Origin of the sequence: Aeromonas sp. JL9, from assembly GCF_024436075.1 — a bacterium.
GTDB lineage: Bacteria > Pseudomonadota > Gammaproteobacteria > Enterobacterales > Aeromonadaceae > Aeromonas > Aeromonas veronii.
The window spans coordinates 1-26208 of sequence record NZ_JANFNV010000042.1; the positions used below are offsets into that span (position 1 = coordinate 1).

Below are 26208 nucleotides of genomic sequence, written 5' to 3' on the forward strand. Positions count from 1 at the left end.
TGAGCGTTCACATTGGTCCGGAAATGGTGTTCACGTTGAACCGGAATCGGTGTTCATGATCGGCCGGAATATGCAAGCCATCAAGAGTGGCAAGACTTTCCCGGCCGAGCCTATCATCGACACCACTTATCGCCAGCCCTGATTGCATCAGCCCATCGGCAAAAGTCCTTAAAACAAAAGACCCCGCCAGATAGCGGGGTCTTTGTTGGCAACCGGTGTTGCGAATAGCTCGGTGATCAGCCGCGTTTGGCCTGCTTCTCGGCAATGGCGTCAGCCACGTCAGCCGGCTCCAGTACGATGCCTTCCTGATCCGGGGTCGGGAACACGGCAACACACAGCTCGTCCTGCTCCATACCGTCAACCCAGCGCTCCAGCCACACCTTCAGGGTGATGGACTGCGGCTTGCAATCGGCCCACTCACCTTCAGCCCACGCCTTGGCGTACTCCGGGTGCGGCCATACCGGGATGCAATCTTCATCGTCGGTGGTCAGCATCATGACGCCATGCTCGTCAGTCAGGACGAACAGCTCTTCATGCTCGACCAGCTTGCTGATGAAGTGATCGTAACGGTAATCAGCGTTCAGTTGCAGCGCGGCATTGCGCTCGGTGTCGCTCAGTTCATAGCTCATTGGCCAAGTCTCTCTCTCGATAAAGGGCGCCATGTTCACATCTTGTCGTCAGCTTGTCCAGCTTGCAGCCCCTTGGCACCGGATGGGGAGGACAATGACGCAAATAAGGATAGAGCAGCCTCCTCGATAACGAGACCGCCAGCTATCATATTGCCCCTTTTACAACGCAGGGGTGATCAGCTCCACATCAGGCTGCTCGCTCAGCTTTTGCCGCAGCCAGTAGGCGGACTCCACCTCGACAAAGCAGAGCAGATCCCGGCCATTGGCCGCCATCGCCATCAGCTGCTCAAAACGCAGCTGTTGTTGCTGCTCCCAGGCGGCAGCGAGTTTGGCACCGTGGGCCTCATCCACCACTTCGCGGCGCAACTCGAACAGGTTATCGGTGATCGGGCTGTTGATCTTGGCGGCGCAGTGCCAGTACATCAGCAGGTTATCCATCATCTCGCTGTCGTAGTTGGCCAGCGCATCCAGCTCGGGTGTATCACCGCTGTCGCTGGCGGCAAAATCACACCAGCCCGCATCGAGTGACGCCAGCTCATGAGCCCCATTGGCATGCTTGCGCAACAGTGCTATGTCGGCCCCCTTGCGTGCAGGCAACCATACCTCGCCCTGATGGGCATCCAGCAGTGACGTCAACGAAGCAGCGGGGTAAACCGGAAAGCGGGTACAAAGTGAATGCAGCAGGGATACCAGAGTGATCTTGACCATGAGCGATACCTTGAACAGGACGAACAGTCACCAATAGACCGTCCGATATAAAGAAGTGCCCTATCCTACCACGTTTGGTCCGGCTCGGCCCTTGGCGAAGCTGTCAGCCAACCATCTGATTACGCCGAAAAAAACAGCATTTGAAACGCAGCATCCAGTCAAAGATCAATAATTTGAGCCAGCGCCCACTAAAGTGGATCCGGGGATGCTAGTTTGCATACATCTTTAGCGTAAGGAGTAAATCCATGATTGGGATCGACCAGGTTTCTAACGAATTCGTGAACGATTTGAAAATACTGGCATGCTTTGATCCGGCCAACATGAGCCTAGGGATTAAATTACGCAGCGATATGTCTGAAGAGTTGTGCCAAGCGGCAGCCCGTCTGCATCAACAGGGGCTCATCAGCGCAGAAGATGGCGGCTATCTCACCCCGTTTGGCATGACCATGGTTGAACACCTGCAACATCTGCTGGTCGCACTCAAACCGCTTTGACCGGCTGTGGTGCCCAGAGCGAAAAGTTGAGTAGCTCCCAGCGCTCCCCTTGGTGAAGATGACAGGCAAACAGCAAAGGACCTTCGGGTCCTTTTACTTTGCCATCCACCAGCCACTCCCCCTCCCTTTCAGGCACCAGTCGCGCATTCACCTCATCGGGTTGCTGTGCAGTGCCCATCCGGACCTGGACAAATTGCTGGCAGATCACTTGCGCTTCCATCGCGGATTGAACCGGTACCGGCGCATCGGACGTCGAAGTCAAGGTGGCAGCAAGCAGGAGCGATAGCAGCATGATTCAGCACATGGGAGTCAGTAGCAGAAGCCAGATAAACAAAAAGCCGTGGCACCAGAGGTACCACGGCTTTCTTAAATTCTGTAAGAATTACAGAGCAGTTACGTTCTCAGCCTGCGGGCCTTTCTGACCTTGGGTCACAGAGAACTGTACGCGCTGACCTTCAGCCAGGGTACGGAAACCGTTACCTTGAATGGCGCTGAAGTGAACGAAAACGTCCGGGCCGTTTTCTTGCTGGATGAAGCCAAAACCTTTGGTTTCGTTGAAAAACTTAACGGTACCGGTGATCATGTTAGACATATCTTTTAAACCTGTATTCAAAATAATTACTTATGCTTTTCAGCGGGTAAAGCTCAAAAAACGGGATTAACTTATGAACAACAGGACAAGATGTGAAACATCGTATTCATTGACATAACTATCGCCCTTTCAAGCTGGTTTGGATTATACGTGGCTTTGTAGATTACGCAAACAAATTTGTGCCCTGCCAATGACAGGGCACAAACCGTTATAAGGTGGCCGCTTCCAACGCTTCGACCAGCGCTCTGAGAAAACGAGCCGCCTCCCCGCCAGTACAGGCTCTGTGGTCAAATGTCATCGACAGCGGCAATGCCCTGACGGGACGCGCTTCACCATGGATGAACACCACTTTTTCGAACAGTTTGCCTGCCCCTATGATGGCTACCTGCGGCGGCGTGACAATGGGGCTGGCATAGCGGCCTGCGATGGCGCCGAAGTTGGTGAGCGTAATGGTCGCCCCCTGCAACATCTCGCGCGGCACGGCGCGCGCCTTCACATCGGCGATCATCCGATCCAGCCCCTGCCGGATATCTGCCCCCTCCCGTTCGGCCACGTTCTCCATCACCGGCACATAAAGGCCATGCTTTGAATCCACCGCGATGGCTACATTAACCTCTTTGAACAGCCGCCGTGACAGGGTTTCACCATCAAACCAGGCATTCATCGAGGGCTCGGCGCGGCACGCCACGCCAATGGCCTTGATAAGGCGCACCGTCACATCCTCATCAGGCCGCCAGTGACGCAAATCCACCTCGTCGGTGATGCTGACCGGCACCACAGTCTGATGAGAGAGCTCCATCGCCTTGGCCATGGCCCTGCGCGACCCTTTGAGGAATTCGTTGCCACTGCTCTGCTGGGCCTCGAATGCCTGCTGCACATCCAGCTCGGTCACCATGCCGCCGCTGCCACTCCCCTTGATCCGGTCGATATCCAGACCCAGTTTTTGTGCCAGCAGGCGCACGGCAGGCATGGCTTGCACCAGCGAGCCACCCGGGGCAATAGCTCCTACCACGAAGTGATCCTCGATATGTTGCTGATGGGCGCTCACCTTGCCCACCACGGTCCCATCATCTTCGCCCCCCTCGAACTCCACCAGCGGCGCACCGATATGGAGGATATCCCCCTCGGCGCCGCAGAGACGGGCAATCACCCCGGCCACCGGAGAGGGCACATCCACCAGCGCCTTGGCCGTTTCCACCGACAAGAGCACCTGATCGACCGCAACGGTATCACCGGCACTCACCTTCCACTCGACAATCTCGGCTTCGGCCAACCCTTCACCCAGATCCGGTAATTTGAAAAATTTCATAGCCACTGTTTCTCCATCAGCTGGTGAGCGGCATCGGCGATATCCTGCTCGGTGATGAGGTAATACGCTTCGTTGCGATAGTAGGGAACGGCTGCATCCACGCCGGTCAGCCGTTTGGGCGGCGCCTTGAGGCTGGGGAGTGCCTGCTCGGTCACCCGCGCCACAATTTCGGCCCCGACTCCGAAGCTGCCACACGCCTCGTGCACCACCAGCAAGCGACCGGTCTTGCGCACCGAGGTGAGGATGGTCTCCATATCCAGCGGCTTGATGGTGGCCAGATCCAGCACCTCGCACTGGATATCCTGCTCGGCCAACAGGTTCGCCGCCCGCATCACCTCCTGAATGCAGGCGCCCCATGCCACTACCGTGATATCCCGGCCCGGGCGCAGGGTGAAGCAGACATCCAGCGGCAGACCGACACCGTCATCCACCACCTCGGATTTCATCGAGCGATAGATGCGATCCGGTTCGAAAAACATCACGGGATCCGGATCGCGGATGGCCGAGAGCAGCAGGCCATAGGCACGTCTCGGGCTGGAGGGGATCACCACCCGCAGCCCCGGAATATGGGCAAACAGCGCCTCGATACTCTCGCTGTGATGTTCAGGCGAGTGAATGCCCGCGCCATACGGGGAGCGATAGACAAGGGGACAGGAGAGGCGGCCACGGGTGCGGTTTCGCATCCGCGCCGCCTGACAGATGATCTGCTCCATCCCGGGGAAGATGAAGCCCTGAAACTGGAACTCTGCCACCGGCTTGAGCCCCTGGGTCGCCATACCGACCGCCACCCCGGCGATCAATCCTTCGGCCAGCGGCGTGTCGATCACCCGCTTGAAACCGAACTTGTCGCGCAGGCCCACGGTGGCGCGAAACACCCCGCCGTTGACCCCCACATCCTCGCCCAACACCACCACATCCGGGTCATGTTCCATCTCGTAGTGAAGGGCCATGTTGACCGCCTCCAGCAGACTGATCTCACTCATGGCCAACCTCCTGCTTCATCCCCTTGGCAATCACTCGCTCACGCTGGGGCACGAGTTCGGCGGGCAGGCTGGCATAGTGATAATCGAGCATCGCCTCCGGCGGCTGGGGCGCCATCGCCTCATAACGGGCAACCGCCTGTTCTACCTCTCGGGTGGCTTCCGCCAGCAGGCTCTGCTCCTGCTCCTCATCCCACCAGCCCTGGCTGTGCATAAACTGGCGCAGCCGCTTGACCGGCTCCTTGGCCCAAGCGGCCCCGACCTCGGCCCCGTCGCGATAGCGAGTGGCATCATCGGCCGTGGTGTGATCGCCGAGACGATAACTGACTGCCTCGATCAGGGTCGGCCCCTTGCCGCTGCGGGCCCGTTCGACGGCACTGCGCGCGGCATCGTAGACCGCGACCACATCGTTGCCATCCACTTGCAGGCTGCGTACCCCGGCGCCAATTCCCTTCTGAGCCAGCGTAGGAGCGCTCGATTGCAGCTTGCGTGGCACCGAGATGGCCCACTGGTTGTTGTTGACGATGATGACCATCGGCAGGTGCCAGACACCGGCGCAGTTGAGCCCCTCCAGAAAATCCCCCTTGGAGGTGCCGCCGTCGCCGATGGTGACCACGGCAACCCGCGGTTGATTACGCAGTTTGAAGGCCGAGGCAATACCGCAGGCGTGGGTGATCTGGGTGGCGATGGGGACGCAGATGGGGAGATCTTCAGAGGGAGTCCCATCAGGTTTGAGAAAATAACTGCCCCGCTCGTCACCACCCCAATATTGCAGGTTCTTCTCCATCGGCACGCCCCGCACATAGAGGGTGGGCATGTCCCGATAGTAGGGGACGTAGACATCCTGCGGCTGCATGGCCAGACCAATGCCAATCCCCACGGCTTCTGCGCCGAGATGGGAGGGAAAAGTACCGAGTTTGCCGGTTCGTTGCAGCGCAATCGCTTTTTTGTCATAGCTGCGCACCATCACCATATTGCGGTAAAAGGTGTGCAGTATCGCCTTGTCCAGCCAGGTCGGTAAGGTGGCGACCGGGCACCCTTCCGCATCGAGGTAACGAAGGAAAGGGATGTCGACATGGGTCATAACTGGCTCCTTGCCGTTGTAGACGTCACCGATGCTGGTGACACCTAGATGTAAATACCTTGTTAAATAAAAAGCAAAGGGATTTACTCAGGTAAGACCAGTAGAAACTTCTTTAAAGTAGCGAAGGAGCTGAATTTTCGGCGATGAGTGGCAAGGTATGCCGTAAATGGTGCAACTTTGCAGCACTGAACGCAGGATGCCAAATGTGAAAAAGGGGAGCCTTGCTCCCCCATTGAGTTACTTCAGTCAGCCGTTACTCCAACCAGCAGTTACGCCAACCACTGTTGCAGCTGGCGGGCCATTCCAACTGGCAGCAAGTGAGCGCGACTCAACAAGCGGCTGCGCCAGGGCTCGGCCAGCAAGGTGGGGCAAATTCGCATCTCCCGTCCCCGGTCAGCCACGCGCACCAACCGATCGATGAGGGTCTCCAGCTGCGGATGCTCCGGCCAGTGAGGATAGAGGTCAGCAGTTGTGATATCGGCCAACTCGCACACCCGCTCCTCTCCCTTCTCATCAGCCATTGGCCAGGGGTGAAGCACCTGTAGCCAACCCGGCCGTGCTGCCTCCAGCAACTGGCCCAGCGTCGGCTGCGCAAAGTGGGGATCCCCAGCGACTTTGAGCAGATGACGCGTCCCCGCCAGCACCACCACGCCGCGCGGGGGAAGTGCAAGAAGATAGTCGGCCAGCGCCTGATCCCGCCCCCTGTTGTGTTGCTGCCAGCGCTCCGGGCTCATCTCCTGCCACTCGAATAAGGGCTCGCAGAGATGCACCCGCAGCCGCACATGTTCGGGGCGCGCCAGATTGCTCTGGCGCAGAGCGGAAAAGAGAGCCGGAAACTCGGGGGCCATCCAGGCGGGAAAGGCGCAGGAGTCGAGCCAGACCGGATAGAGTCGTGCCAGCGTCAGCGGCTCCCCCTGCCAGCTCTCCTCCCCCGCCAGCCAGGCATCGAGCAAGCCCTGATGATGGCGATTGCCGCACTCCAGCACCAGATCGGTCATGACTCCCCAGAGCGCCGGATCACACAGCCAGGCGTGCTGGCGCCGGATAAAATCCGGGTGCCAGTGCGGCTCCCCCAGCCCCACCAGCTTGCCCGCCAGCAAGGCTTCCCGGATAGCGGCAACCGGGGTCATGCATCCCCCTCCTGCCGGATGTGCAGTTGCTGCCCGACCCCATCGACCCGCTCACAAATAAGGGCGCCGATCTTTGCCAACCAGTCGGGATGCACCATCTCCTGATGCAGGCAGGGGAAGCGCTCATAGCGGATTTCGCCTTTTGTCAGCGATGCCCAGCCACGTCCATCCAGCCAAGGCTGGCGGGAGGCTGACGCCTCGATAAAGATCACCTCCCCGTGGTAGCAGTAGTCGACCGGCTGACGGATCAGCCGGTTGTTGTGGCCAACCAGCTCAATCATGGCGCTCACCACCTGCTCGTCGAGCATGGCCAGCGCACTCCCCTCCGCCCCCAGTCGGGCCACCACCTCGTCGCGGGTGAGGGAATCGAGCGCATCGTCCGCAACCGCAATCCCCCCCATCCGCAGCAACGCATCGAGCATCCGCTGCTCGTCGGGCAACGGCTGGGTTTGCCACTGCTGACAGGGGTAGGCATCGAGCAGCAGCACCATGGCCACCTCCTGTCCCTGATCTTGCAGCATGGCGGCCATCCGGTGCACCAGCATGCCCCCGAGCGACCAGCCGAGCAGCCAGTAGGGCCCCTCGCTCTGCTGACGACGCAGCTCGGTCACATAGTCGAGGGCCAGCTCGTCGAAGCTGGCAGGCAGAGGTGCATCCGGCTGGCAGAGCGCTCGCGCCTGCAGGGCATAGACCGCCATGTCGGTCGGTAGATGGGACACCAGCGGCGCATAACACCAGCCGAGCCCGCCGGCGGGGTGGACGCAAAAGAGAGTGGGGCCTGATGCGCCCGACTGCGCACCGGACGCTCGCAGGGGCAACAGCATGGGCATTGCCTCCCGCTCGCCGCCCAGACGGCGCGCCAGCTGGGCGGGGCTCGGCGCTTCGAACAGACTAGCCAAAGTGAGCGCCTGTCCGTTCGACTCTTCAATACGCACCACCAGTTGAGCCGCCAGCAGGGAGTGGCCGCCGAGGGCAAAGAAGTTATCGTCGGCGCCGACCCGCACCAGCCCCAGTATCTCGGCGAAGAGGCGACAGAGCCGCTCCTCCAGCAGGGTTTTCGGCAGTGACTGACCGACCGCCGACGCCATATCGGGCAGCGGCAGCCCCTTGCGATCCAGCTTGCCATTGGGGGTTAGCGGCAGCTCAGCCAGGTTTACCAAGAGCCCCGGCACCATGTAATCGGGCAAGGCAGCGCCAAGGGCGGGTGCCAGCTCGGCCAGCGTCAGCTCCCTGCTATCTGCGGCCACCACATAGGCCACCAGACGGCGATCGCCGGGGGCAAATTCGGGGGCCAGCACCACCGCCTGCGCCACCCGGGGATGGCGCAGCAGCACCTGCTCGATCTCCTCCAGTTCGATGCGTTGACCACGGATCTTCACCTGAAAATCGAGGCGCCCCAGATACTCGATGGCGCCATCCTCACGCCAGGCGGCCAGATCGCCGCTGCGATAGAGCCGTCCCGCCCCGAAGGGGTTGGCAATAAAGCGCTCGGCGGTGAGCTCGGGCTGGCCAAAGTAGCCCTCCGCCACCTGTACACCGCCGATCCAGAGCTCGCCTGCCACACCGGGCGGCACCGGCTGCAACCAGGGGTCGAGAATGTGGATGCTGGTATTCCAGACCGGATAGCCGATGGGCACGCTGGTCACCGCCTCGTCTGCCCGGCAGGGATACCAGGTGACATCCACCGCCGCCTCGGTCGGGCCATAAAGGTTGTGCAAGGGGGCTGAAAATGTTCCATACCAGCGCTGCACCAGATCGGCGGGCAGCGCCTCGCCGGAGCAGAATACCTGGCGCAGGGCGCGGCAACGGGCAGGCTCGGCCTGAGTGACAAAGATCTGTAGCATGGAGGGGACAAAGTGCAAGGTGGTGATCCCGGCCTGCTCAATCAGCTCGGCAAGGTAGGCGGGATCCTTGTGGCCACCCGGTTTGGCGAGCACCAGCCGCGCACCTGTCATAAAGGGCCAGAAGAACTCCCAGATGGAGACATCGAAACCGGCCGGGGTCTTTTGCAGCACCCGATCCGCCGGGCCGATGGGATACATGTGCTGCATCCAGAGCAGCCGGTTGACGATGGCACCATGGCTCACCACCACCCCTTTGGGCCGACCGGTCGAGCCGGAGGTGTAGATGATGTAGGCCGCATCTTCCGGTTTGGGGGCTGGCAGCTCACAAGGTACTGTCGTAGCCAACTCTACCGCCGCCAGCTGCTCTGCCACACCGGGAGCATCGAGGCAGACAAGTGGCGCCGCCACGTCGAGCGGCATCTGAAGCGTATGGCTGGTCAACACCAGCGCAGGATCGCTGCTGGCGAGAATGTAGCCGATCCGCTCCGCCGGGTAGTCCGGGTCAACGGGTACATAGACGGCCCCCACCGCCATTATGGCCTGCTGGGCGAGAATAAGCTCGGGAGCGCGCGGGATCACCACCGCCACCCGACAACCGGGGCCCACGCCCCTCCCCGCCAGATAGCTGGCCAACTGGCGGGTTCGCTGGCGCAGCTCGGCCACATTCCAGCGCTCGGCGCCACACTCCAGCGCGATGGCGCTCTGATCCGCCGCCGCCAACCCCTCGGCCAGCAGTGCGCTCAGGGTAGTGGTCGGCAGCGGATGGTCGGTCTGGTTCCAGCGCGCCAGCTCAGCCTGCTCGCAGGGCAGCAGCAGCGGCAAACGCACCGCCAGGGCCTCGTCACCCGCCTCACTCCAGGCCGCCAGATAGGCGACCAGCCGGGCCAGATGACGCTCGCTCTCCTGATGGCTGAAGCGCCCCTGATGTGCTTCGAGGGTCAGGGTCATAGCGCCTGCCTCCTCGGCAAAGTAGAAGGCGCACTCCTCCACCGGCCCCGCCGCCAGCACCTGCACCTCACCACGAACCTGGTTGTGTCCTTCACCAAAGCTGAGGGTGCGGGCAAAGGGCATCAAATTGACCTGAGGGCCAAACAGCGGCTGGCCCGGCTGACGCTGTTGCAACCACTCCTGACGGCAGCCCTGATGACGGCGCAAGGCGGCAAATTGCCGCTCGACCTGTGCCAGCAACTCCCCTACCCGGCTGGTGCCGCTCAGCTCGATGCGCAGGGGCACCACATTGACCTTCATGCAGGGGGTATCGGCCGCCGCTGAGCCCAGCCGCCCCATCAGCGGAATACCCAGCACCACCTCGCCAGCGCCGCTCATCCGCTGCACATAGCTGGCCACCGCCGCCAGCAGCAGGCTGTAGGGGTGGCAGGCCGAACGACTCGCCCGTGCCACCAATGCCTGCCACTGGCGGCCAGCAAGCCGCTGTTCAAGCCGATATGTGGGGCCCGGCCCTTGCACCGGACGGCGGGAGAGCGACGCAGGATTCTCCACCCCGGCCAGCTGCTGCATGAAGAAATCGCGATCCCGCGCGGCGCGCGGCGAATCCTGATAGGCCGCCTCTTCGGCCAACAACTCCTGCTGGGTCGCATAACGGCAGGGGGCTGGCAGCTCGCCGGCGCAAAGCCCCTCATACCAGCTCGCCACCCGCTGGCAGAGCAGGCTCAGGCCAAAGCCGTCGATGGCGATATGGTGCACGGAGATAAACCAGGCCCACCACCCCTCGCCAAGGCGATAGAGGGTGGTGGCAAACAGCGGCCCCCCGGCCAGATTGAAGGGGACGGCCAGCTGCGCACGCATCTCGGCCTGCGCGGCGGCGAGCGGGTCGGCTTCGCTGCGCAGATCCCGCTCTGCCAGCTGCCAGCAGGCGGGGTTGGCCACCATCTGCGGTCCATCAGCAGTGGCCACAAAGGCGCAGTGCAGACCGGGGATCTCGTCGATAGTCTGGCGCACCGCACGGGTGAAGTGATGGGGAGCCAGCGCCCCCTCCAGCAGCCAGTACTCGCCGGTATTGCAGGCGGGGCTCTGCGGATATTTTTGCTGGGCAAACCAGATGCCCGCCTGAGCGGTGGTAAGCGGCCAGCGCGGGTGCTCACCACGCTGGTGGGTGGCGCGCATCGCCATTGTCTGTTCCATGGGAATGTCCTTGCGCAAACATCAAGCGGGCAGTGAGTTGCTCCTGCCCGCATGGCTGAAAAGCGAGGAGGCCAGGCCTCCTCCATAAAGAGAGTGTCACGCCTGCCAGACCGGCAGCGCGCGGGCTAGACCCCCAGAGTGGCACCGCCATCGACCACCAGATCCTGCAGGGTGATATGGCTGGCCGCATCGGAGGCGAGAAACAGCACGCAGGCAGCCACCTCGTCGGGGGTTCCCAATTTGCCAAGGGGGATCCCCAGCTTGAACTGCCCGGGCAGGCCCGCGATGGTGCGCTGCTCTCCCTCCCGCTGCTCCGCCTCCCCCTCCTGCCACATGCCGTACAGCATCGGGGTACGGGTCGAGCCCGGCGACACCAGATTGCAGCGCACGCCGTAGGGAGCAAGCTCCAACCCCGCCGTTTGGGTGAGGCTGGTCAGCGCCGCCTTGGAGGCGCCATAGATGCCCATCCCCACTCGCGGCACCCGACCGGCATTGGAAGAGACATTAACGATGGCGCCCCTGCGCCGCCCCTGAAACCAGGGGGTCAGGGCCCGCATCAGGTAGAAGGGGGCGAAGGTATTGATGGCGAAGGTGCGTTGCAAGAGGGCGTCATCTACCTCATCGATCCTGCCGGTCGCCAGTATGCCGGCGACATTGACCAGCACATCGGGCCCCAGCCCCTCGTCGAGCAGCTGTTCGCAGCAGCGGGTCACAGCCTCGCTGTCGCTCACATCGATCACCACCCCCTTCACGTTGCCAGGCAGCGCCTCGGCCAGTTGCAAATCGAACGCCACCACGCTGGCCCCCACCTCGGCAAAGGTGCGTGCCACCGCATGGCCAATTCCCTGCGCTGCGCCGGTCACCCAGACGGTTCTGCCTTGCCACTCGCTCATGGGGTGCACTCCGGTTCCCTGACGTGATCTTCGTTGACCTGATAAGCCGTGCCCTGACTGACATTAAGCTGACGGGAGAGAAGCTCCCACCAGTGAGCCAGAGTCGGCGTGCGGGCCAGCTCGGCCAGCTCCACCACCAGCCCCTGCTGACGCCACTCTTCCACCAGCCCCATCACCGCCAGCGAGTCGAGACCGTAGTCGAGCAGGTTGTCATCCTCGGCGGGCTGCTCCTGCTGCATCTCGGCGGGCAGCCGCGCCAGCACCTGATCACGTAGCAACTCCCGAGTCAGGGGGCGTTTGCTGGCCGCCATCACCTCGGCCACGGTAATCACCCGACCAGCATTGCGGCTGACGTAGGAGAGCGCCAGCAGATGATCTTCGCGGGAGAAGTCGGCGATGGCATCAGCCACCAGGAAGGGGCGGATATCGCGCATAAAAGCATCGACCGCCGTCTGCATCACCCCGATATGACCGTAGATGCCGCAGATCACCAGCTGATCCCGCTCCCATTCGGCCATCAGCTCGACCAGCGGTGAGCGGCAAAAAGCGCTGTAGCGCCACTTGGTCAGCACCGTATCCTGCGGCTCGGGGGCCAGCGCCGAAACAATCGGCTGACGCTCCGGCGCCCGGGTCAGCCCCGGCCCCCACATGTCGTTGAGCAGCGCCCGATCTGCCTGACTCTGCTCGGCGGGCTGGGCGGTATAGACTACCGGCATGCCAAGAGCACGCGCCTGACGGATCAGGGTGGCGATATGGTCGATGACCTGATTGATCAGCGAATTGCCCGGCCCGTAGAAATCGACGAAATAGTGCTGCATATCGTGAACCAGCAAGGTGGCGCGGCCCGGTTCGAAGGGCCAGTTCACCCGCCCGGTTGGCAGCTCCTCGGCGGTGGGCAGTGGATAGGCGGCGAGGGATTGAATGGTCATGCACACTCCTTGGCGAGCTGCTCGCGCAGCGTCTGTTTGTCTATCTTGCCGACCGGGGTGTGAGGCAGTTTATCCACCAGCACCAGGCGATCGGGTAGTTTGTAATCGGCCACCCCCTGCTCGCGCAGGAAACGGCGCAAGCGGGGCAGATTGAGGGGCTCGCGGCACATCAGAAAGGCGCAGCTGCGCTCCCCGAGCATGGGATCCGGCATGGCGACCAGTGCCGCCTGCCGCACCTCCGGGTGGGTCAGCAACAGCTCTTCAATCTCGAGGGCATCGATCTTCTCCCCACCCCGGTTGATCTGATCCTTGTTGCGCCCCACCACCATCAGATGACCACTGGGCAAGCAGCAGACCAGATCGCCGGTGCAGTAGAAACCGTCCCGGTCAAAAGCCCGCTGATTGTGGGCATCAGCCTTGAAGTAGCCACGAAAGGTATAAGGGCCGCGCGTCCAGAGCTCGCCGCACTCACCATCGGGCAAGGGGCGCCCGTCGCTATCCCGCACCTCGACCTCGTCGCCCGGGCTCATCGGGCGGCCCTGGGTATTGACGATGTGCCACTGGTCATCCTCGGTGCGGGTGTAGTTGACCAGCCCCTCGGCCATGCCAAACACCTGCTGCAAGCGGCAACCAAGGAGGCTCGCTACCGCATCGGCATGAGCCGGGCTGAGGCGCGCACCGCCCACCTGCACACACTCCAGAGAGGTCTGCGGATAGTGGCTGGCCGCCTCCAGCCAGAGCGCCAGAGCCGGTGGCACCAGCGCAGCCCAATTGACCTGATGGCGCTGTACCAACGGCAGACAGGTTGCCGCGGAAGGATCCTTTGCCAACACCACGCAGCCACCGGCATAAAACACCCCGAGTGCACCGGGGGAGCTCAGGGGAAAATTGTGGGGCGCAGGCAGGGCACAGAGATAGATCACCCGCTCATCCCAACCGCACACCGCTACGCTCTGGCGCACGCTGTAGCCATAGTCATCGTGGGTACGGGGGATCAGTTTGGGGGTGCCGGTGCTGCCGCCGGAGAGCTGGAAAAAAGCGACTTGATCGGCCGGGGTAGGAGTTGGCGCGATGGCCGTCAGAGGCGAACCATCAGCACGAGCCACGGTTTCAGGCTGACGCCATGCAAATCCTGACTGAAGATCACTCCCTTCAGCCTGCTCGAAAAACAGTGTCTGACAGGAAGGCGATACCCGCTCATCAAGGGCCGCGAGGCTTCCCGCTTCACCGGCAAAGCCGGGATGGGAGGGACTGAGTACCAGCAAGGCGGGCTCAATCTGGCGGGCAAAGGCCACCAGCTCGCGCCGCTGATGGCTGTAGAGGGCATGCACCGCCACCACGCCGCAGCGGATCAGGGCAAACCAGCAGATATAGAACTCGGCACAATTGGGCAACTGCACCAGAGCAGTATCGCCATGGCCCAGCCCGTGCGCTGCCAGCCGCGCCGCCAGCGCATCGACCTCACGCTTTAACTGGCCATAACTGAGGGTGCGCTCGCCGCAGATCAGGGCCGTGCGCTCGGGATAACGTTCGGCGGAGTCATCGAGCAGGGCGGTGAGCGGTTGCCCGCGCCACCACCCTTGCGCCCGGTAGTGGGCTGCCAGCTCTACAGGCCAGGGGGTAAAGGGCACCAGCGGCTTCATGCAGTTACCTCCGGCTCCCGGCTCTCGAGGCCAAACGCCCGCAGCATGGTGCCGAGCTTGGCGGCGGTCTCCTGCCACTCTGCTTCCGGCGAGGAGCCCACCACCACCCCGGCACCGGCATAGAGCCGCAGCTGCTTGCCGGCCAGCACGCCACAGCGGATGGTGACTACCCACTCGCCATTGCCATCGGCATCCATCCAGCCGACAGCACCACAGTAGAAACGGCGATCGTACCCCTCAAGCCGGGCGATGGCCTGACGCGCAGCCGAAAGCGGCGTGCCGCACACCGCCGGTGTCGGGTGCAGCGCCAGCGCCAGTGCCAGCACGGGAGAGGGCTCATGGAGCCGTCCGGCGATGCGGGTCGAGAGGTGCCACATGGTAGGAGTGGCGATCACCTGCGGCTCCAGGGGGACGTCCAGCTCGCGACAGAAGGGAGCGAGGGCGGCGGCGACTGCATCGGCCACCAGCGCATGTTCATAGCGATCCTTCTGCGCCCCCAGCAGTTCGGCACTGGCCGCCTGTTGATCAGGAAAAGCGTGGCGCGGACGGGAGCCCGCCAGCGGATTGCTCACCACCGCCATCTCGCTGCGCGATACCAGCAGCTCGGGGCTAGCGCCAAGCAGGGTCTCCCCATCCGGCAGCGGGATCTGGAACACATTGGCCCCCGGATTCTGGGCCAACAGAGAGCCATAGGCGTGTGCGGGGGAGGTCTGCTCTGCGCTCTGCACATCGATGGCGCGCGACAGCACCACCTTCTCGAGCTGCCCCTCGCTGAACTGCTGCAACGCTGCCCGCACCGCCCCCTGATAGTGGGCAGAGCCGGTCACTTCGCTCACCTCGCCATGGAGCTGGCAACAGCGGGCGGGTAACAACGCATCTCGTTTGACCCACTGCGATTGCGCCGGGATCACCAGATGCCAAGGGGATTGGGTATCAAACGGAATGGCGCCGATGGCGATGGGATTGGCCATCCCCTGCTGGCGCAACTGACGTAGATGGGCGAGCAGCTTCTCCGGTGGGATGCCGGTAAAACTGTCGTGGATACCGGAAGCGACCAATACCCTGTCACCGCTTGCAAAACAGCACACTTTATCCAACCCGACCGCTGTGGCGGGCCACTCTCCTTCCAGTGCATGGTCACACATGACGGTGCTACTCCTTGGAATGAATCACTGCCTGATACGACTTAAGGTGAGTCATTTGACTCACCAGATATCAGGGTGAACGGCATCCTAACAAGGAGCGAAAAAGCGATCAACACAAATGAGAATCAATTTCATTAACTTCTTTTTAGTCAAAAGAGAGTGACGAACGAAACTGAACTTCGCCGATAAAAAAGAGTTGCGATCGGAGCAAATTCAATTTGATAATGATAACGCTTATCATTTGTATATTATGGAAGATGTAAATAATGAAATCCTCAACCTCCAGTTTTATTGCTCCCAGCCTGCTGGCCACCACCATCGTCACTCTGCTGACCCAGCAAGCGATCGCCGCCAGCAACGCCCCTCAAGCCGATGAGGTGATCACCGTCACCACCACGGCGCACAATACCCGCTCGGCACCGGCCTCTATCTCTGTCATCACGGCCGAACAGATCGCCGCCGCGCCGGTCAATGACCTTGCCGACCTGCTGCGCCACGAAGTGGGCATTCAGGCTGAAGCTGACACCAATGGCCGTAGCGATATCGGCATTCGCGGTATGTCCGGCAAGTACACGCTAGTGCTGGTGGATGGCAAACGCCTCTCCTCCTCCAATGCCCTGTGGCGCGGCGGCAACTTCGACAACACTCCCGTGCCCCTTGGCATGATCCAGCGGGTCGAGGTGATCCGTGGCCCCATGTCGGCACTTTACGGCTCCGATGCCATCGGGGGTGTCATCAACATCATCACCAAGCAGCCGGGCAAAACCTGGCAAGGGGCGGCCGATGCCGACTTCAAAGCCATCGAGGGCAAGGATGGCGGCGATCAGCACAGAACCAACCTGGGCTTTACCGGCCCGCTGACCGACAACCTGCTGATCCGGATGAACGGCGAGGTGTATGATCGTCAAGCCTGGACCCCCACCGAAGCTGCTGACGGCATCCCCCTTATCGAAGCCAAACAGACCCGCAACTTCGCCTCTACCCTCAGCTGGCTGGTGGATGAGCAGCAGCGCTTCGAGCTGGATTACCTCTACAACCAGGATGAGCGGCCTCTCGATATCTTCCGCAAAACCGGCAACAAGGTGCACAGCCGCCAGCAACAGAACGATCGCAACCTGTTTGGCCTGACCCACAAGGGGAACTGGAGTTGGGGTGACACCACCGTCATGGCCAACTATGAAAGCTCCCAGATCGATGATTTCAATACCAGCTACTCGGCCCCGCAGCAGCGGGAGCTGGAAGAGAACACCTTGACCCTCAAGGGCTATACCAACCTGGCGCTGGCCAACCACTACCTGACCCTGGGTGGTGAATATCTGGATCGGGAGCTGGTGGATGCGGTGAGCTACAAGGATATCGGCGGCAAAGAGAGTCACTCTCAGGAGGCGCTGTTCGCTCAGGACGAGATCGGCCTGACCGACAGCCTGACCTTCACGCTGGGCGGCCGTTACGATCACCACGAGATCTACGGCAGCCACTTCACCCCGCGCGGCTATCTGGTCTATGAGATGAACGATGTGGTGACAGTGAAAGGCGGTGTCAGCCAGGCCTTCAAGGCACCGGCGCCGCACCAGTACTCCAACGGCTACAGCATCGAGAGCTGCGGCGGCAGCTGCCGCATCTATGGCAGCGACAAGGTCAAGCCGGAAACCAGCACCAACTACGAGCTGGGTGTCATCGCAGGAGAAGGGATCTGGGAAACCAGCGCTACCCTCTTCTACTCCGACATCGACGACATGCTCACCTTCAAGCAGTTGCCGAACTCCACTGACCGCACCTGGTACAACCTGGAGAAAGCCACCACCAAGGGGCTGGAGCTGACCGGCAAGCTCGATCTGACCGACAATATCAACCTCGGCGCCAACTACACCTACCTCAAGGCGGAAGGCGATCAGGGTCAGGCTCTGCCCGAGCGCCCGGAGCACAAGGCCAACGCCAAGATCACCTGGCAGGCCACCGAGCGGGTCAATGCCTTTGTCGGCACCACCTACACCGGCACCCAGTTTGCCGAGCAGACCGTCAACAAGGTTGTCGTACTGCACAAGCTGCCCAGCTATCAGACCTTCGATCTCGGCACCGGCTTCAAGGTCACCGAGAACTTTGACCTGCGACTGGGGATCAACAACCTGACCGATGTGCGCCTGCAAGAGAAAGACACCGTCTTCCAGAACGTCGAACCGGGTCGCAGCTACTACGTCAGCGGCTCAGCCCGCTTCTAAGGTAGCCAAGGCCGATATAACAGAGCGCGGGCCCATGCCCGCGCTCTGTTAACCAAGAAAATAAGGGGAAGATCCCCACTGGACAGCAAAGAGCATGCAGATTTCCATTTTCATCAGGATCGCTCATGTTCACCTCACTTCTGAATGCTTCACCCCTTGCCACCTTGCCCACCCCTGACGAGATGTTAAAGGCCAGACCCTGTCCGGCACGGCTCGCTCGCCAGATCGCTCGCAGCCGCCAGCAAGCCCGCCATATTCTGCAGGGAGAGGATGATCGCCTGCTGCTGGTGATCGGCCCCTGCTCCATTCACGATCCGGCAGCCGCCCGCGACTATGGTGGCCGGCTGGCTGAACTGCAGGGCCAATACGGGGAGCAGCTGCAACTGGTGATGCGCACCTATTTCGAAAAGCCGCGCACGACGCTCGGCTGGAAAGGATTTATCTTCGATCCCGACCTCGATGGCAGCGATCGGCTGGAAAAGGGCCTATCCCAGGCCCGGGAGTTACTTCTGGCCCTTGGACAGGAAGGGCTCGCCTGTGCCACCGAATTTCTCGATCTCACCAGCATGCTCTATCTGGGGGATCTCATCAGCTGGGGTGCCATCGGCGCCCGCACCACCGAATCCCAGCTCCACCGCCAGCTAGCCTCGGCCCTTCCCTGCCCCATCGGTTTTAAAAACGGCACCGACGGCAATATCCGGATCGCGGTCGAGGCGATCCTCGCCAGCCGGGCAGCCCACCTCTATACCCAGCCTTCCGGTGATGGCCAGCTGGCACTGGTGCGCAGCCATGGCAACCCCGACTGCCACCTGATCCTGCGCGGTGGCCGCCAGCCAAACTATCAGAGCAGTCATGTGGCAGAGGCTGGCGAGCTGCTGCGCCAGCATCATCTCTCCCCTCGTCTGATGATCGATTGCAGCCACGGCAACAGCCAGAAGCAGCATGCCCGCCAGCTGCTGGTTGCCCGTGACATTGCCGACCAACTGGGGGCTGGTAGCCATGCCATCGCCGCCATCATGGTGGAAAGTTTTATCTGCGAAGGGCATCAGGATATCGGCAGCAAACCGCTGCGCTACGGCCAGTCGATCACCGATAGTTGCATCGGCTGGGAACAGACAAGGCAGCTGCTCGATATGGTGGCAGAAGGGGTGGAAGCGCGCCGTCAGCAGCGGATCGCCCTCGCGGGGTAAATGGCGGATTAGAGAGATAAGAGTGTGGCCCCAATGGGGCCACCTTGTTGTTCACTGTCTGACGCACGTCAGGCGACTGACTCACGCTCCACCAGCTGGGCTTCAAACTTGAGCGCCAAGCCGTCCACCGGCTTGTGATCAAGCAGACGCAGCGCCAGCTCGGCTGCGCGGCTGCCCATCTCCTCGATGGGGTAGCGCACAGTGGTGAGCTTGGGATAGATGTAGCGGGCGTAGGGGATATCGTCGAACCCCACCACCGACACCTGCTGCGGGATCTTGTAACCACGCTCCAGCAGGCAGGAGATCGCCCCCGCCACCATGCCATCGTTGAAACCGAGCACGGCAGTGAACTCGACGCCACGGGCCAGCAGTTCACTCATCGCCACATAGCCGCCATTTTCGTCGGCAAAGGCGCGGCTGACGAGAGCAGGATCAAAGGCGATCCCGGCTCTCGCCAGGGTCTGGGTGTAACCGGCCATCCGCTGCTGACCATCGACAAACTCTTCATCATCGGAGGTGATAAAGGCGATCTTGCGATGACCGGCATCCAGCAAGTGCTGGCACGCGGTAGTGATCCCCGCCTGGTTATCGAGCCAGACGCAGCGATCCTCAAAGCCCGGCACCTGACGGTTGATAAACACGATGGGGGTAGAGCCTGCCGCCAGCTCGCTCAGCTCCTCGTCCGGGAGCGCCTTGCTGTGGAGGATCAGCGCATCGCACTGGCGCTGCAGCAGCGCCTGAATGGCGTGACGCTCGCGCGCGATATCGTGGTTGCCAGACATGACGATGGTGAACTTGTTGGCCTGATCGACCATGGTTTCGATGCCACGCATCATCTGGGCAAAGAAGGGGCCGCCGCAGAGGTCGCCAACCAGCACGCCAATGCAGTTGGAACGCTTGCTGACCAGTGCCTGGGCAAAACTGTTGGGTCGAAAATTCAGTTCCTTCATGGCCGCCAGTACGGCCTCACGCTTTTCCGGTGCTACCTGTGCCGTGTTGTTGATAACCCGCGACACGGTGGAGATAGACACATTTGCCAGCTGAGAAACGTCTTTAATCGTTGCCACTATCCATTCCTTTATTGTGGGGGAACCTGTCGATGCCGACGCCCGAGTATACCCTGCGGCCTGATGCAATTCCCGGAGCCAAGTCACCAGTCACGTTTCCTTTGGTAACAAAACCTTACCCGATGATACCCGGCAGCAGGGAAATTTGAAAACAGGGGCCGGCTGGCGGCCCCCGACTCAATAGGCGTGATTGAGCTCCCGCTCTGACATGAAGCGCAGCGGCTGCTGCAGCTTGTGCTGATAGATGAGATCGAACGACAACACGTTTTGTACGTAGTTGCGGGTCTCCTTGTAGGGAATGCTCTCGACCCACACGTCCATCGGCTTGTTGTCACTCTGCTCTCGCCAGCGTTTTACCCGTCCCGGCCCGGCGTTGTAGGCGGCCGCCGCCAGGATCCTGTTGCCGTCATAGACATCCAGCAAGCGCTTGAGATAGGCGCTCCCCAGACGAATATTCATCGCCGGATCAAACAGTTGCTGCTCGTTGCGATAGGGCACCCCCAGCTTGCCGGCAGTCTCTTTGGCAGTAGCAGGCATCAGTTGCATCAGACCGCGCGCCCCCACCGGCGACTGGGCCAGCGGATAGAGAGCACTCTCCTGACGGGATATGGCATAGAGCAAACTGGTGTTCATGGTGCGCTCTTGCGCCATCTGGGAGAAGGTGCGCTTGAGCGGCAGCGGGAAGCGCAGGTCGAGGGCATCCCACGCCTCGGCGCGAATACTGGCGAGAATGGCCAGCTCGTGCCAGCCCTGATTGAGGGCGATATGACCAAACTCGATGCGCTGGGCAACCGGATTGCGATCCATGTTGTGGATCCACTCCGAGCGGGCCGCCGCAATCTCGTTCATCGACAGCAGCTCGCGCACCCGCAACAGGAAGGGCCAGCGCTGACTGGCCGTGCGCCAGTCCGGTACATGCTTGACGCTCTGGTTCTTGATGCGATAAGGCACCCCGGTGCGCTGGGCGGCCATAAAGCCGTAGAAACCGCGCAGGTTGGCGGTCTCCAGATAGAGATCCCGCGCCGGTTTTTGCTGCCCCTGCACTTCAAGGGAGCGCGCCATCCAGTAGCGCCAGCGATCCTCTTTCTGACGGGCCATCGGCATCATCTTCACCCAGCCGGAGAGGCCACGCCAATCCTGCTCCCAGATGGCCAGTCGCGCCCGCAGCTCGGTGATATCGGGATCCGCCAGCTTTTTCACCGTGCTGTCGACCCAGCTGCGCTGGGCAATGGAGCGATCCAGCAGCAGGCGGCGGGCAATGGCACGCTCTACCGGTTTCACCTCGGCCTGGGTCAGGCCGAAACGGCTGCGAAACAGCGCAAGCTGGCGCAGCACCGACTCCGGCTCCTGATTGGCATAGCGGGTCAAACCGAGGGAGAGCAGCTTGTGGGAATAGGGATTGCTGCTGAAATAGGCCGGGTTCATCGCCTTGGCAGGCTGCTCGAACAGGGTCACCATCTGATCGCCATAGCTCTGCAAGCCGCTACCCAGGGTCGCGCCAAGGTGGCGGATCAGGTTGGGGTTTTCCGCCTCGAACGCCAGCGTCATCCGCTGCCAGATCTTCTCCTGGGTTCGCTGACCGGATGCTTGCCACAGCTGGAACAGCGGGGAACAGGCATCGGGACGGGATTGGCCGCTCATCCAGATCTTGCCCGCCCCCTGCAACGCCTCTTTCGGCTTGCCGGTGTAATAGAGCGCCTGATAGTGCATGCAGAGCAGGTCGGTGGAGCTCGGCTTGGCCGGATAGAAGCGCAGGAACTGCGACCACTGCTGGCTCTGGGCCAGATAGGTCAGATAGCTGCGCTCCAGCCGGTTGGACTGGGGGGTATCTCCATGCTGGCGGATAAAGCGGGTCACATCGTTGTAATCCGCCGCCCCCGGACGAAAGGCGAGCTGATAGTAGTCGAGATAGGGCAACAGGGGATAATGGGTCAAACGGGCACGAATTTGCTGGAAACGGGCCTGATCATTGGCCCGTACGGCGTCATACGCCTGACGGTAGAGCGTCTGGTCGGCAGTCTGCGCCATCAGGGTCGGCACAAACAGCGCCGACAAAACAATTCCCCATACAGCTTTCACTGAACATCTCCATTGAGGGCAATACACCGCCCGGTGGCGGTGGGTCTACTGCCTCTCATTCTACCCGTTGCCGGGCAGCGCTACAGCGGGGAGCAGGGACTATTTTTCTGCCTCGCTCAGCTGCACTTCGCGCAGTTGCTCCGGTCTGGTCAGCCGCTGTACATATTTCTCCAGATAGGGCACCGGCAGCGGCTTGGAGGCGAGATAGCCCTGATAGAAACTGCACCCCTGCGCCTTGAGAAACTCCAGTTGCTGACGGGACTCCACCCCTTCCGCCGTGACGTTGAACCCCATATGTCGCGCCATGGCGATCACCGCCTCGACGATGGCCATGTTGTCGCCATCTTTCGGGATGTCCTGAATGAAGGAGCGGTCGATCTTGAGCTCATCGGCAGGCAGCCGCTTGAGGTAGCTCAGGGAGGAGTAACCGGCGCCAAAATCGTCGATGGCAAAACTGATGCCGAGCTCCTTGAGCTCGGTCATCTTGCTGATGGTGTCCTCGGCATGACCCAGCACCACGGACTCGGTGATCTCCAGATTGAGGCAGGCCGGATCCATACCGGTTTGCGCCAGCACATCGTGGATCCGCTCGACAAAGTCGGTGGCATGGAACTGCTTGGCACTGACGTTGACCGAGATCTGCGGAATGTGGATGCCGTTCTCCTCCCACAGCACATACTGGGCGCACGCCTCGTGCAGCACCCAGTTGCCGATATCGACAATCAGGTCCGTCTCCTCGGCGATGGGAATAAACTCGGCCGGTGAGACCAGCGAGCGACCGGCCGGCTGCCAGCGAATGAGCGCCTCGACACCAATGATATCGCCGCCATCGACCATATGCTGGGGCTGATAGTAGAGGGTCAGCTCTTGCTGGCTGAGGGCATTGCGCAATTCGTTGTGAATGAGCAGACGGCGATCCGCCTGCTGCTGCATCGAGGCATCGAAGAAGCGACGGGTCTTGCGGCCAGCGGACTTGGCCTGATACATAGCGGTATCTGCCTGCTTGAGCAGATCATCGACCCCCTGCTCCCGATCCGGAAACAGGGTAATGCCGACACTGGCGCCGATGTGCAGCACTTGCCCCACATAGGTATAAGGAGCTGCAATCTCGGTGATAAGCCGTTCGGCAATGATATCGGCCTGCATCTCCGCCTGGGGTGGGCTGGCCGAGAGCGATGGCAGCAGCAGTACAAACTCGTCACCGCCGAGGCGGGCCAGGCAATCCCCCTGTCGCACCAGCCGTTTGAGACGGGCGGCGACCTCCTTGAGCAGCCAGTCACCGGTGGCGTGGCCGAGGGAGTCGTTGATGGTCTTGAAGTGATCGAGATCGATAAAGAGCAGCGCGCCAATCAAGCCATCGCGGGTCGCCTCGTTGAAGGTCTGCACCAGAGTCTCGTGGAGCTGACGGCGATTGGGCAATCCGGTCAGCTCGTCGTAATAGGCGAGATCCTGAATGCGTCGCTCGGCCGCCTTGCGCTCGGAGATATCCTCGAAGCAGATGACAAAGTGGCTGATCACCCCTTTTTCATCCTGCACCGGCGTCACTATCTCCCACTGGGGATAGGTGTGACCATCGACATGGCGACGCTGGGTCTCCCCCTGCCAGCGGCTGAGGGTATTGAGCTCGTAACCGAGCCCACCCAGATTGGGCCAGAGATCCTCTTCCAGATGCAGGCCCAGCACCGACTGGCTGTCAAAGCCGGTGATCTGGCTGAAGGCGTTGTTGACCCGCAGGATCTTGAACCCCGGATCCGTAATGATGATCCCTTCGTGGGTCTCGAATGCAACGGCAGAGAGGCGCATCTGGGCATCGGATTGCAGCCGCTCCAGCTCGGCCACCATCCGCACCGAGAAGGTATTGAGCACCGAGGTGAGATTGCTGGTATCTGCCGGGGCCGAATAGAGCAGCGCCAGATGGCCCAGAAGTTGGCCTCTGGCATCAAACAGCGGCTGACCATAATAAGTCTGCCCGGCCGCCAGCCAGGGTTGATACTCCTGTGACTCGTCGATCACCTCGAAACAGATGGCACCTTGCTTGTAGAGCTCCTGACAGGGGGAGCCCGCCAGCGGATAGTCCTTCTGCGCCAGCCCGTCGGCGGCCAGCACTTTGACCCGGTCGGCACCGCACAACTCCCCCACCCAGACCGCATCCACCTTGAGGATATGGGCCAGCTGGCTGACCAGGGTATTGAAGAAATCGAGTCCGGTGCGGGCAGAGAGCGCCTGCGCCAACTGGGTGAGCAGGGTGGTTTGCAGCAACGGCAAAGAGAGGTTGAGGGAGGAGACAGCACTGTTGGCGGTATCAAGAGGGGCCAGCCAGCCACAGCAGATCTGCTGGGTGGGCACAAACTGGCCGCTCCAGAGCACATGGTTGAGCTGCCCCTGATCATCTTTCAGATGACCGATGAACTGTTCAGGCAGATGTGATTCATGAAGCCGGACAAGAAAGTCGGCAAAGCCTGCCTCATCTTCCGGTAACAGGCGAGCGGCCCAGGGATGATTGCCCTCCCCTTGCCACTGCTGGTAGGCCCCCTGATCAGAGAGACTCCACTGATCATGTTGCCGATCGAAAAACCACATGACTTGCGTGGCCTGCTGCTTCATTTACCACTCCAACACAACAACCAACCACGTTTGATGTCCAATCAGGCATAGCAACGCCCCCTGCATCCGCTCATGAGATCAGAGGTTGCGAGGGAAGAGTACAAACATGCGATATCAAGCAGTGGAAACCGGACATGAGGTCGACACGAAGTGCTGCCAAGAAGGGACAGAAACGATCCTATTCCCGTCATACTGCCTGCCAGTTTCATGGAGCTCAAGCTGTTTTTGGCCCGAAACCGGAAAAGATCACAATTTATAAGTTGCTGAATAACCAAGGGAAGGTTATGTGACATGGATCACATTTCAATCTTTACCAATGAGTAATCTGAAGGTGAAGACACAAGCAAGACGACCCGAAGGGGGCCAATATGAAAATCGAAATTACCAGCAAAATCATCGACATCACCCCGGCTATCCGCGAGCGCATCGAATCCCGTTTTGAAAAGCTCGAACGTCTTCAGGTGCCTCTCATCACACCCCATGTGATTGTTTCCAAAGAGCGTCTGATGTTCACTGTCGAAGCCAGTGCTGGCATCCCCAACGGCAAACTGTTTGCCCAGGCAGAGCATGAGGATCTCTACGCCGCCATCAACGAACTGGGGCAAAAACTGGAGCGCCAACTCAACCGTCACACCGAAAAGCCGATTGCCCGTCGTGCCAATGCCGCACTCAAAGAGCAGCCGCAACCGGATGAAGCTGACGCTTGATAGCATGCCGCAAGGCTAAAAATTCCAAAGAGCATAAAGGCGGGGTTACCCGCCTTTTTGTTGTCTGTGATTTCCCGACAAGCATCGCGTTACACCAGTGAACAGGCACCATCAACTGAGCCAGTGCAACCGGGTATCCACCCCTTCTTGCAAACGGTCGAGGATCGGCAGCAATACCAGCGGATCTTCCTGCCTCGGCACATCGGCCAGCTTTCCTTGCAACCGCTCCCGCGCCAGCGGTGACAGGTTGTCGTAGACAGCCTCATCCAGCAGCGGCTGTTTGACCGCCAGCGGCGGTGTTTGCAGCGCCAGCCAGAGCCGCACATCCACCATGCTTCCCCCCTGTTGCAACCGCTCATTGATGGCACTGCAGTCACTCCCCGCCCCTTCAGCCACCAGCACCTCTGCCGGTCTCAGCTCAAAGTGCAGACGCCAATCACGGCTCTGGGGTGTGGCCGCCGGTTTGGCATCAAACCAGGGCTGCTCCTCCACCGCGTCGGTCAGCAGGGCCAGATGCAACCGGAAATCCGCCCGATCCCCATGCTGCAGGTCACGGTTGAGGCGCTGCCCCAACTGGCCCTCATCAACGAGCAGGTGATTACGGATTGAACTGGGCAGCATGAGATAACTCTCGAAAATGGCGATTTCACTGGTTATCGGCCACAAATCCAATTCTTTTAATGGAAAAATCCTGCTTGGGGGTTCACAAAACCGGAAGATCTGTTAGTATGCGCCTCGCACTTGTGGAGGGGTTCCCGAGCGGCCAAAGGGATCAGACTGTAAATCTGACGGCTCTGCCTTCGAAGGTTCGAATCCTTCT

The 26208-nt window shown here is 61.0% G+C and carries 21 protein-coding genes; 4 read left to right on the top strand and 17 right to left on the bottom strand.

Going from position 1 to position 26208, the window contains the following annotated elements; translation table 11 throughout:
• Positions 1-236: 236 nt before the first annotated feature.
• Together NOM06_RS19515 and NOM06_RS19520 are read right to left on the bottom strand one after the other, a co-directional pair.
• A complete protein-coding gene (locus tag NOM06_RS19515) occupies positions 237-629 on the bottom strand; it encodes a DUF2750 domain-containing protein (protein ID WP_005334204.1) in 393 nt (130 codons plus the stop codon).
• A 159-nt stretch (positions 630-788) separates the two neighbouring features.
• A complete protein-coding gene (locus tag NOM06_RS19520) occupies positions 789-1337 on the bottom strand; it encodes a hypothetical protein (protein ID WP_139730546.1) in 549 nt (182 codons plus the stop codon).
• Positions 1338-1582: 245 nt separating this feature from the next.
• On the opposite strand from NOM06_RS19520, the gene NOM06_RS19525 reads away from it, so the two are divergent.
• Positions 1583-1831 carry a TIGR02647 family protein gene (locus NOM06_RS19525; RefSeq protein WP_005334209.1) on the top strand — a complete coding sequence of 83 codons (249 nt, stop codon included), beginning with the start codon at positions 1583-1585 and terminating at the stop codon, positions 1829-1831.
• Here NOM06_RS19525 and NOM06_RS19530 read toward each other — a convergent pair.
• The 11 genes from NOM06_RS19530 to NOM06_RS19580 form a co-directional block, all read right to left on the bottom strand.
• Positions 1818-2123, bottom strand: coding sequence for a hypothetical protein (locus NOM06_RS19530; RefSeq protein WP_139411259.1), 306 nt, complete (start codon positions 2121-2123; stop codon positions 1818-1820). The two genes, NOM06_RS19525 and NOM06_RS19530, sit on opposite strands and share 14 nt — an antisense overlap.
• A gap of 90 nt (positions 2124-2213) precedes the next feature.
• Entirely contained in the window at positions 2214-2423 is a 210-nt protein-coding gene (locus tag NOM06_RS19535) for a cold-shock protein (RefSeq protein ID WP_005302803.1), read from the bottom strand.
• A gap of 208 nt (positions 2424-2631) precedes the next feature.
• Entirely contained in the window at positions 2632-3732 is a 1101-nt protein-coding gene (locus tag NOM06_RS19540; RefSeq protein ID WP_101529471.1) for a dihydrolipoamide acetyltransferase family protein, read from the bottom strand.
• A complete protein-coding gene (locus tag NOM06_RS19545; RefSeq protein ID WP_255912841.1) occupies positions 3729-4715 on the bottom strand; it encodes an alpha-ketoacid dehydrogenase subunit beta in 987 nt (328 codons plus the stop codon). Before NOM06_RS19545 ends, NOM06_RS19540 begins: the two co-directional genes overlap by 4 nt.
• Positions 4708-5796 (bottom strand): pyruvate dehydrogenase (acetyl-transferring) E1 component subunit alpha, encoded by a 1089-nt coding sequence (gene pdhA / locus NOM06_RS19550; protein WP_255912843.1) that lies wholly within the window; start codon positions 5794-5796, stop codon positions 4708-4710. Before pdhA ends, NOM06_RS19545 begins: the two co-directional genes overlap by 8 nt.
• A gap of 269 nt (positions 5797-6065) precedes the next feature.
• Entirely contained in the window at positions 6066-6926 is an 861-nt protein-coding gene (locus NOM06_RS19555) for a hypothetical protein (protein WP_255912845.1), read from the bottom strand.
• Positions 6923-10912: an amino acid adenylation domain-containing protein gene (locus NOM06_RS19560; RefSeq protein ID WP_255912847.1), complete on the bottom strand. Its 3990-nt coding sequence runs from the start codon at positions 10910-10912 to the stop codon at positions 6923-6925. Before NOM06_RS19560 ends, NOM06_RS19555 begins: the two co-directional genes overlap by 4 nt.
• A gap of 125 nt (positions 10913-11037) precedes the next feature.
• A complete protein-coding gene (gene dhbA, locus NOM06_RS19565) occupies positions 11038-11805 on the bottom strand; it encodes a 2,3-dihydro-2,3-dihydroxybenzoate dehydrogenase (RefSeq protein WP_255912849.1) in 768 nt (255 codons plus the stop codon).
• Positions 11802-12734, bottom strand: coding sequence for an isochorismatase family protein (locus tag NOM06_RS19570; RefSeq protein ID WP_255912851.1), 933 nt, complete (start codon positions 12732-12734; stop codon positions 11802-11804). Before NOM06_RS19570 ends, dhbA begins: the two co-directional genes overlap by 4 nt.
• Positions 12731-14377: a (2,3-dihydroxybenzoyl)adenylate synthase gene (locus tag NOM06_RS19575; RefSeq protein WP_255912852.1), complete on the bottom strand. Its 1647-nt coding sequence runs from the start codon at positions 14375-14377 to the stop codon at positions 12731-12733. The genes NOM06_RS19570 and NOM06_RS19575 overlap by 4 nt, the downstream gene beginning before the upstream one ends.
• Complete coding sequence (locus tag NOM06_RS19580; protein WP_255912853.1) at positions 14374-15522, bottom strand: isochorismate synthase MenF; 1149 nt, start codon at positions 15520-15522, stop codon at positions 14374-14376. Before NOM06_RS19580 ends, NOM06_RS19575 begins: the two co-directional genes overlap by 4 nt.
• Before the next feature lie 266 nt (positions 15523-15788).
• On the opposite strand from NOM06_RS19580, the gene NOM06_RS19585 reads away from it, so the two are divergent.
• On the top strand, positions 15789-17741 hold the full coding sequence (locus NOM06_RS19585; protein ID WP_236357321.1) for a TonB-dependent receptor domain-containing protein: 1953 nt from the start codon (positions 15789-15791) through the stop codon (positions 17739-17741).
• A 125-nt stretch (positions 17742-17866) separates the two neighbouring features.
• Positions 17867-18931, top strand: coding sequence for a 3-deoxy-7-phosphoheptulonate synthase (locus tag NOM06_RS19590; RefSeq protein WP_255912854.1), 1065 nt, complete (start codon positions 17867-17869; stop codon positions 18929-18931).
• Between the two features lie 68 nt (positions 18932-18999).
• On the opposite strand, the gene NOM06_RS19595 is transcribed toward NOM06_RS19590, so the two are convergent.
• The 3 genes from NOM06_RS19595 to NOM06_RS19605 all read right to left on the bottom strand — a co-directional run bounded on the left by NOM06_RS19595 (position 19000) and on the right by NOM06_RS19605 (position 24681).
• Entirely contained in the window at positions 19000-19998 is a 999-nt protein-coding gene (locus tag NOM06_RS19595) for a LacI family DNA-binding transcriptional regulator (RefSeq protein ID WP_043823276.1), read from the bottom strand.
• 177 nt (positions 19999-20175) lie between these two features.
• The gene (locus tag NOM06_RS19600; RefSeq protein WP_255912855.1) at positions 20176-22077 is read right to left on the bottom strand and encodes a transglycosylase SLT domain-containing protein; all 1902 of its coding nucleotides are present in this window, start codon (positions 22075-22077) and stop codon (positions 20176-20178) included.
• Between the two features lie 99 nt (positions 22078-22176).
• Complete coding sequence (locus NOM06_RS19605; protein ID WP_255912856.1) at positions 22177-24681, bottom strand: bifunctional diguanylate cyclase/phosphodiesterase; 2505 nt, start codon at positions 24679-24681, stop codon at positions 22177-22179.
• Between the two features lie 368 nt (positions 24682-25049).
• Between NOM06_RS19605 and hpf the strand changes: the two genes are divergently transcribed.
• Positions 25050-25388: a ribosome hibernation-promoting factor, HPF/YfiA family gene (hpf, locus tag NOM06_RS19610; protein ID WP_005334257.1), complete on the top strand. Its 339-nt coding sequence runs from the start codon at positions 25050-25052 to the stop codon at positions 25386-25388.
• A 111-nt stretch (positions 25389-25499) separates the two neighbouring features.
• Here the strand turns inward: hpf and NOM06_RS19615 are convergent, their stop codons facing one another.
• Complete coding sequence (locus NOM06_RS19615; RefSeq protein WP_069555313.1) at positions 25500-26009, bottom strand: VC2046/SO_2500 family protein; 510 nt, start codon at positions 26007-26009, stop codon at positions 25500-25502.
• Positions 26010-26208 lie beyond the last annotated feature (199 nt).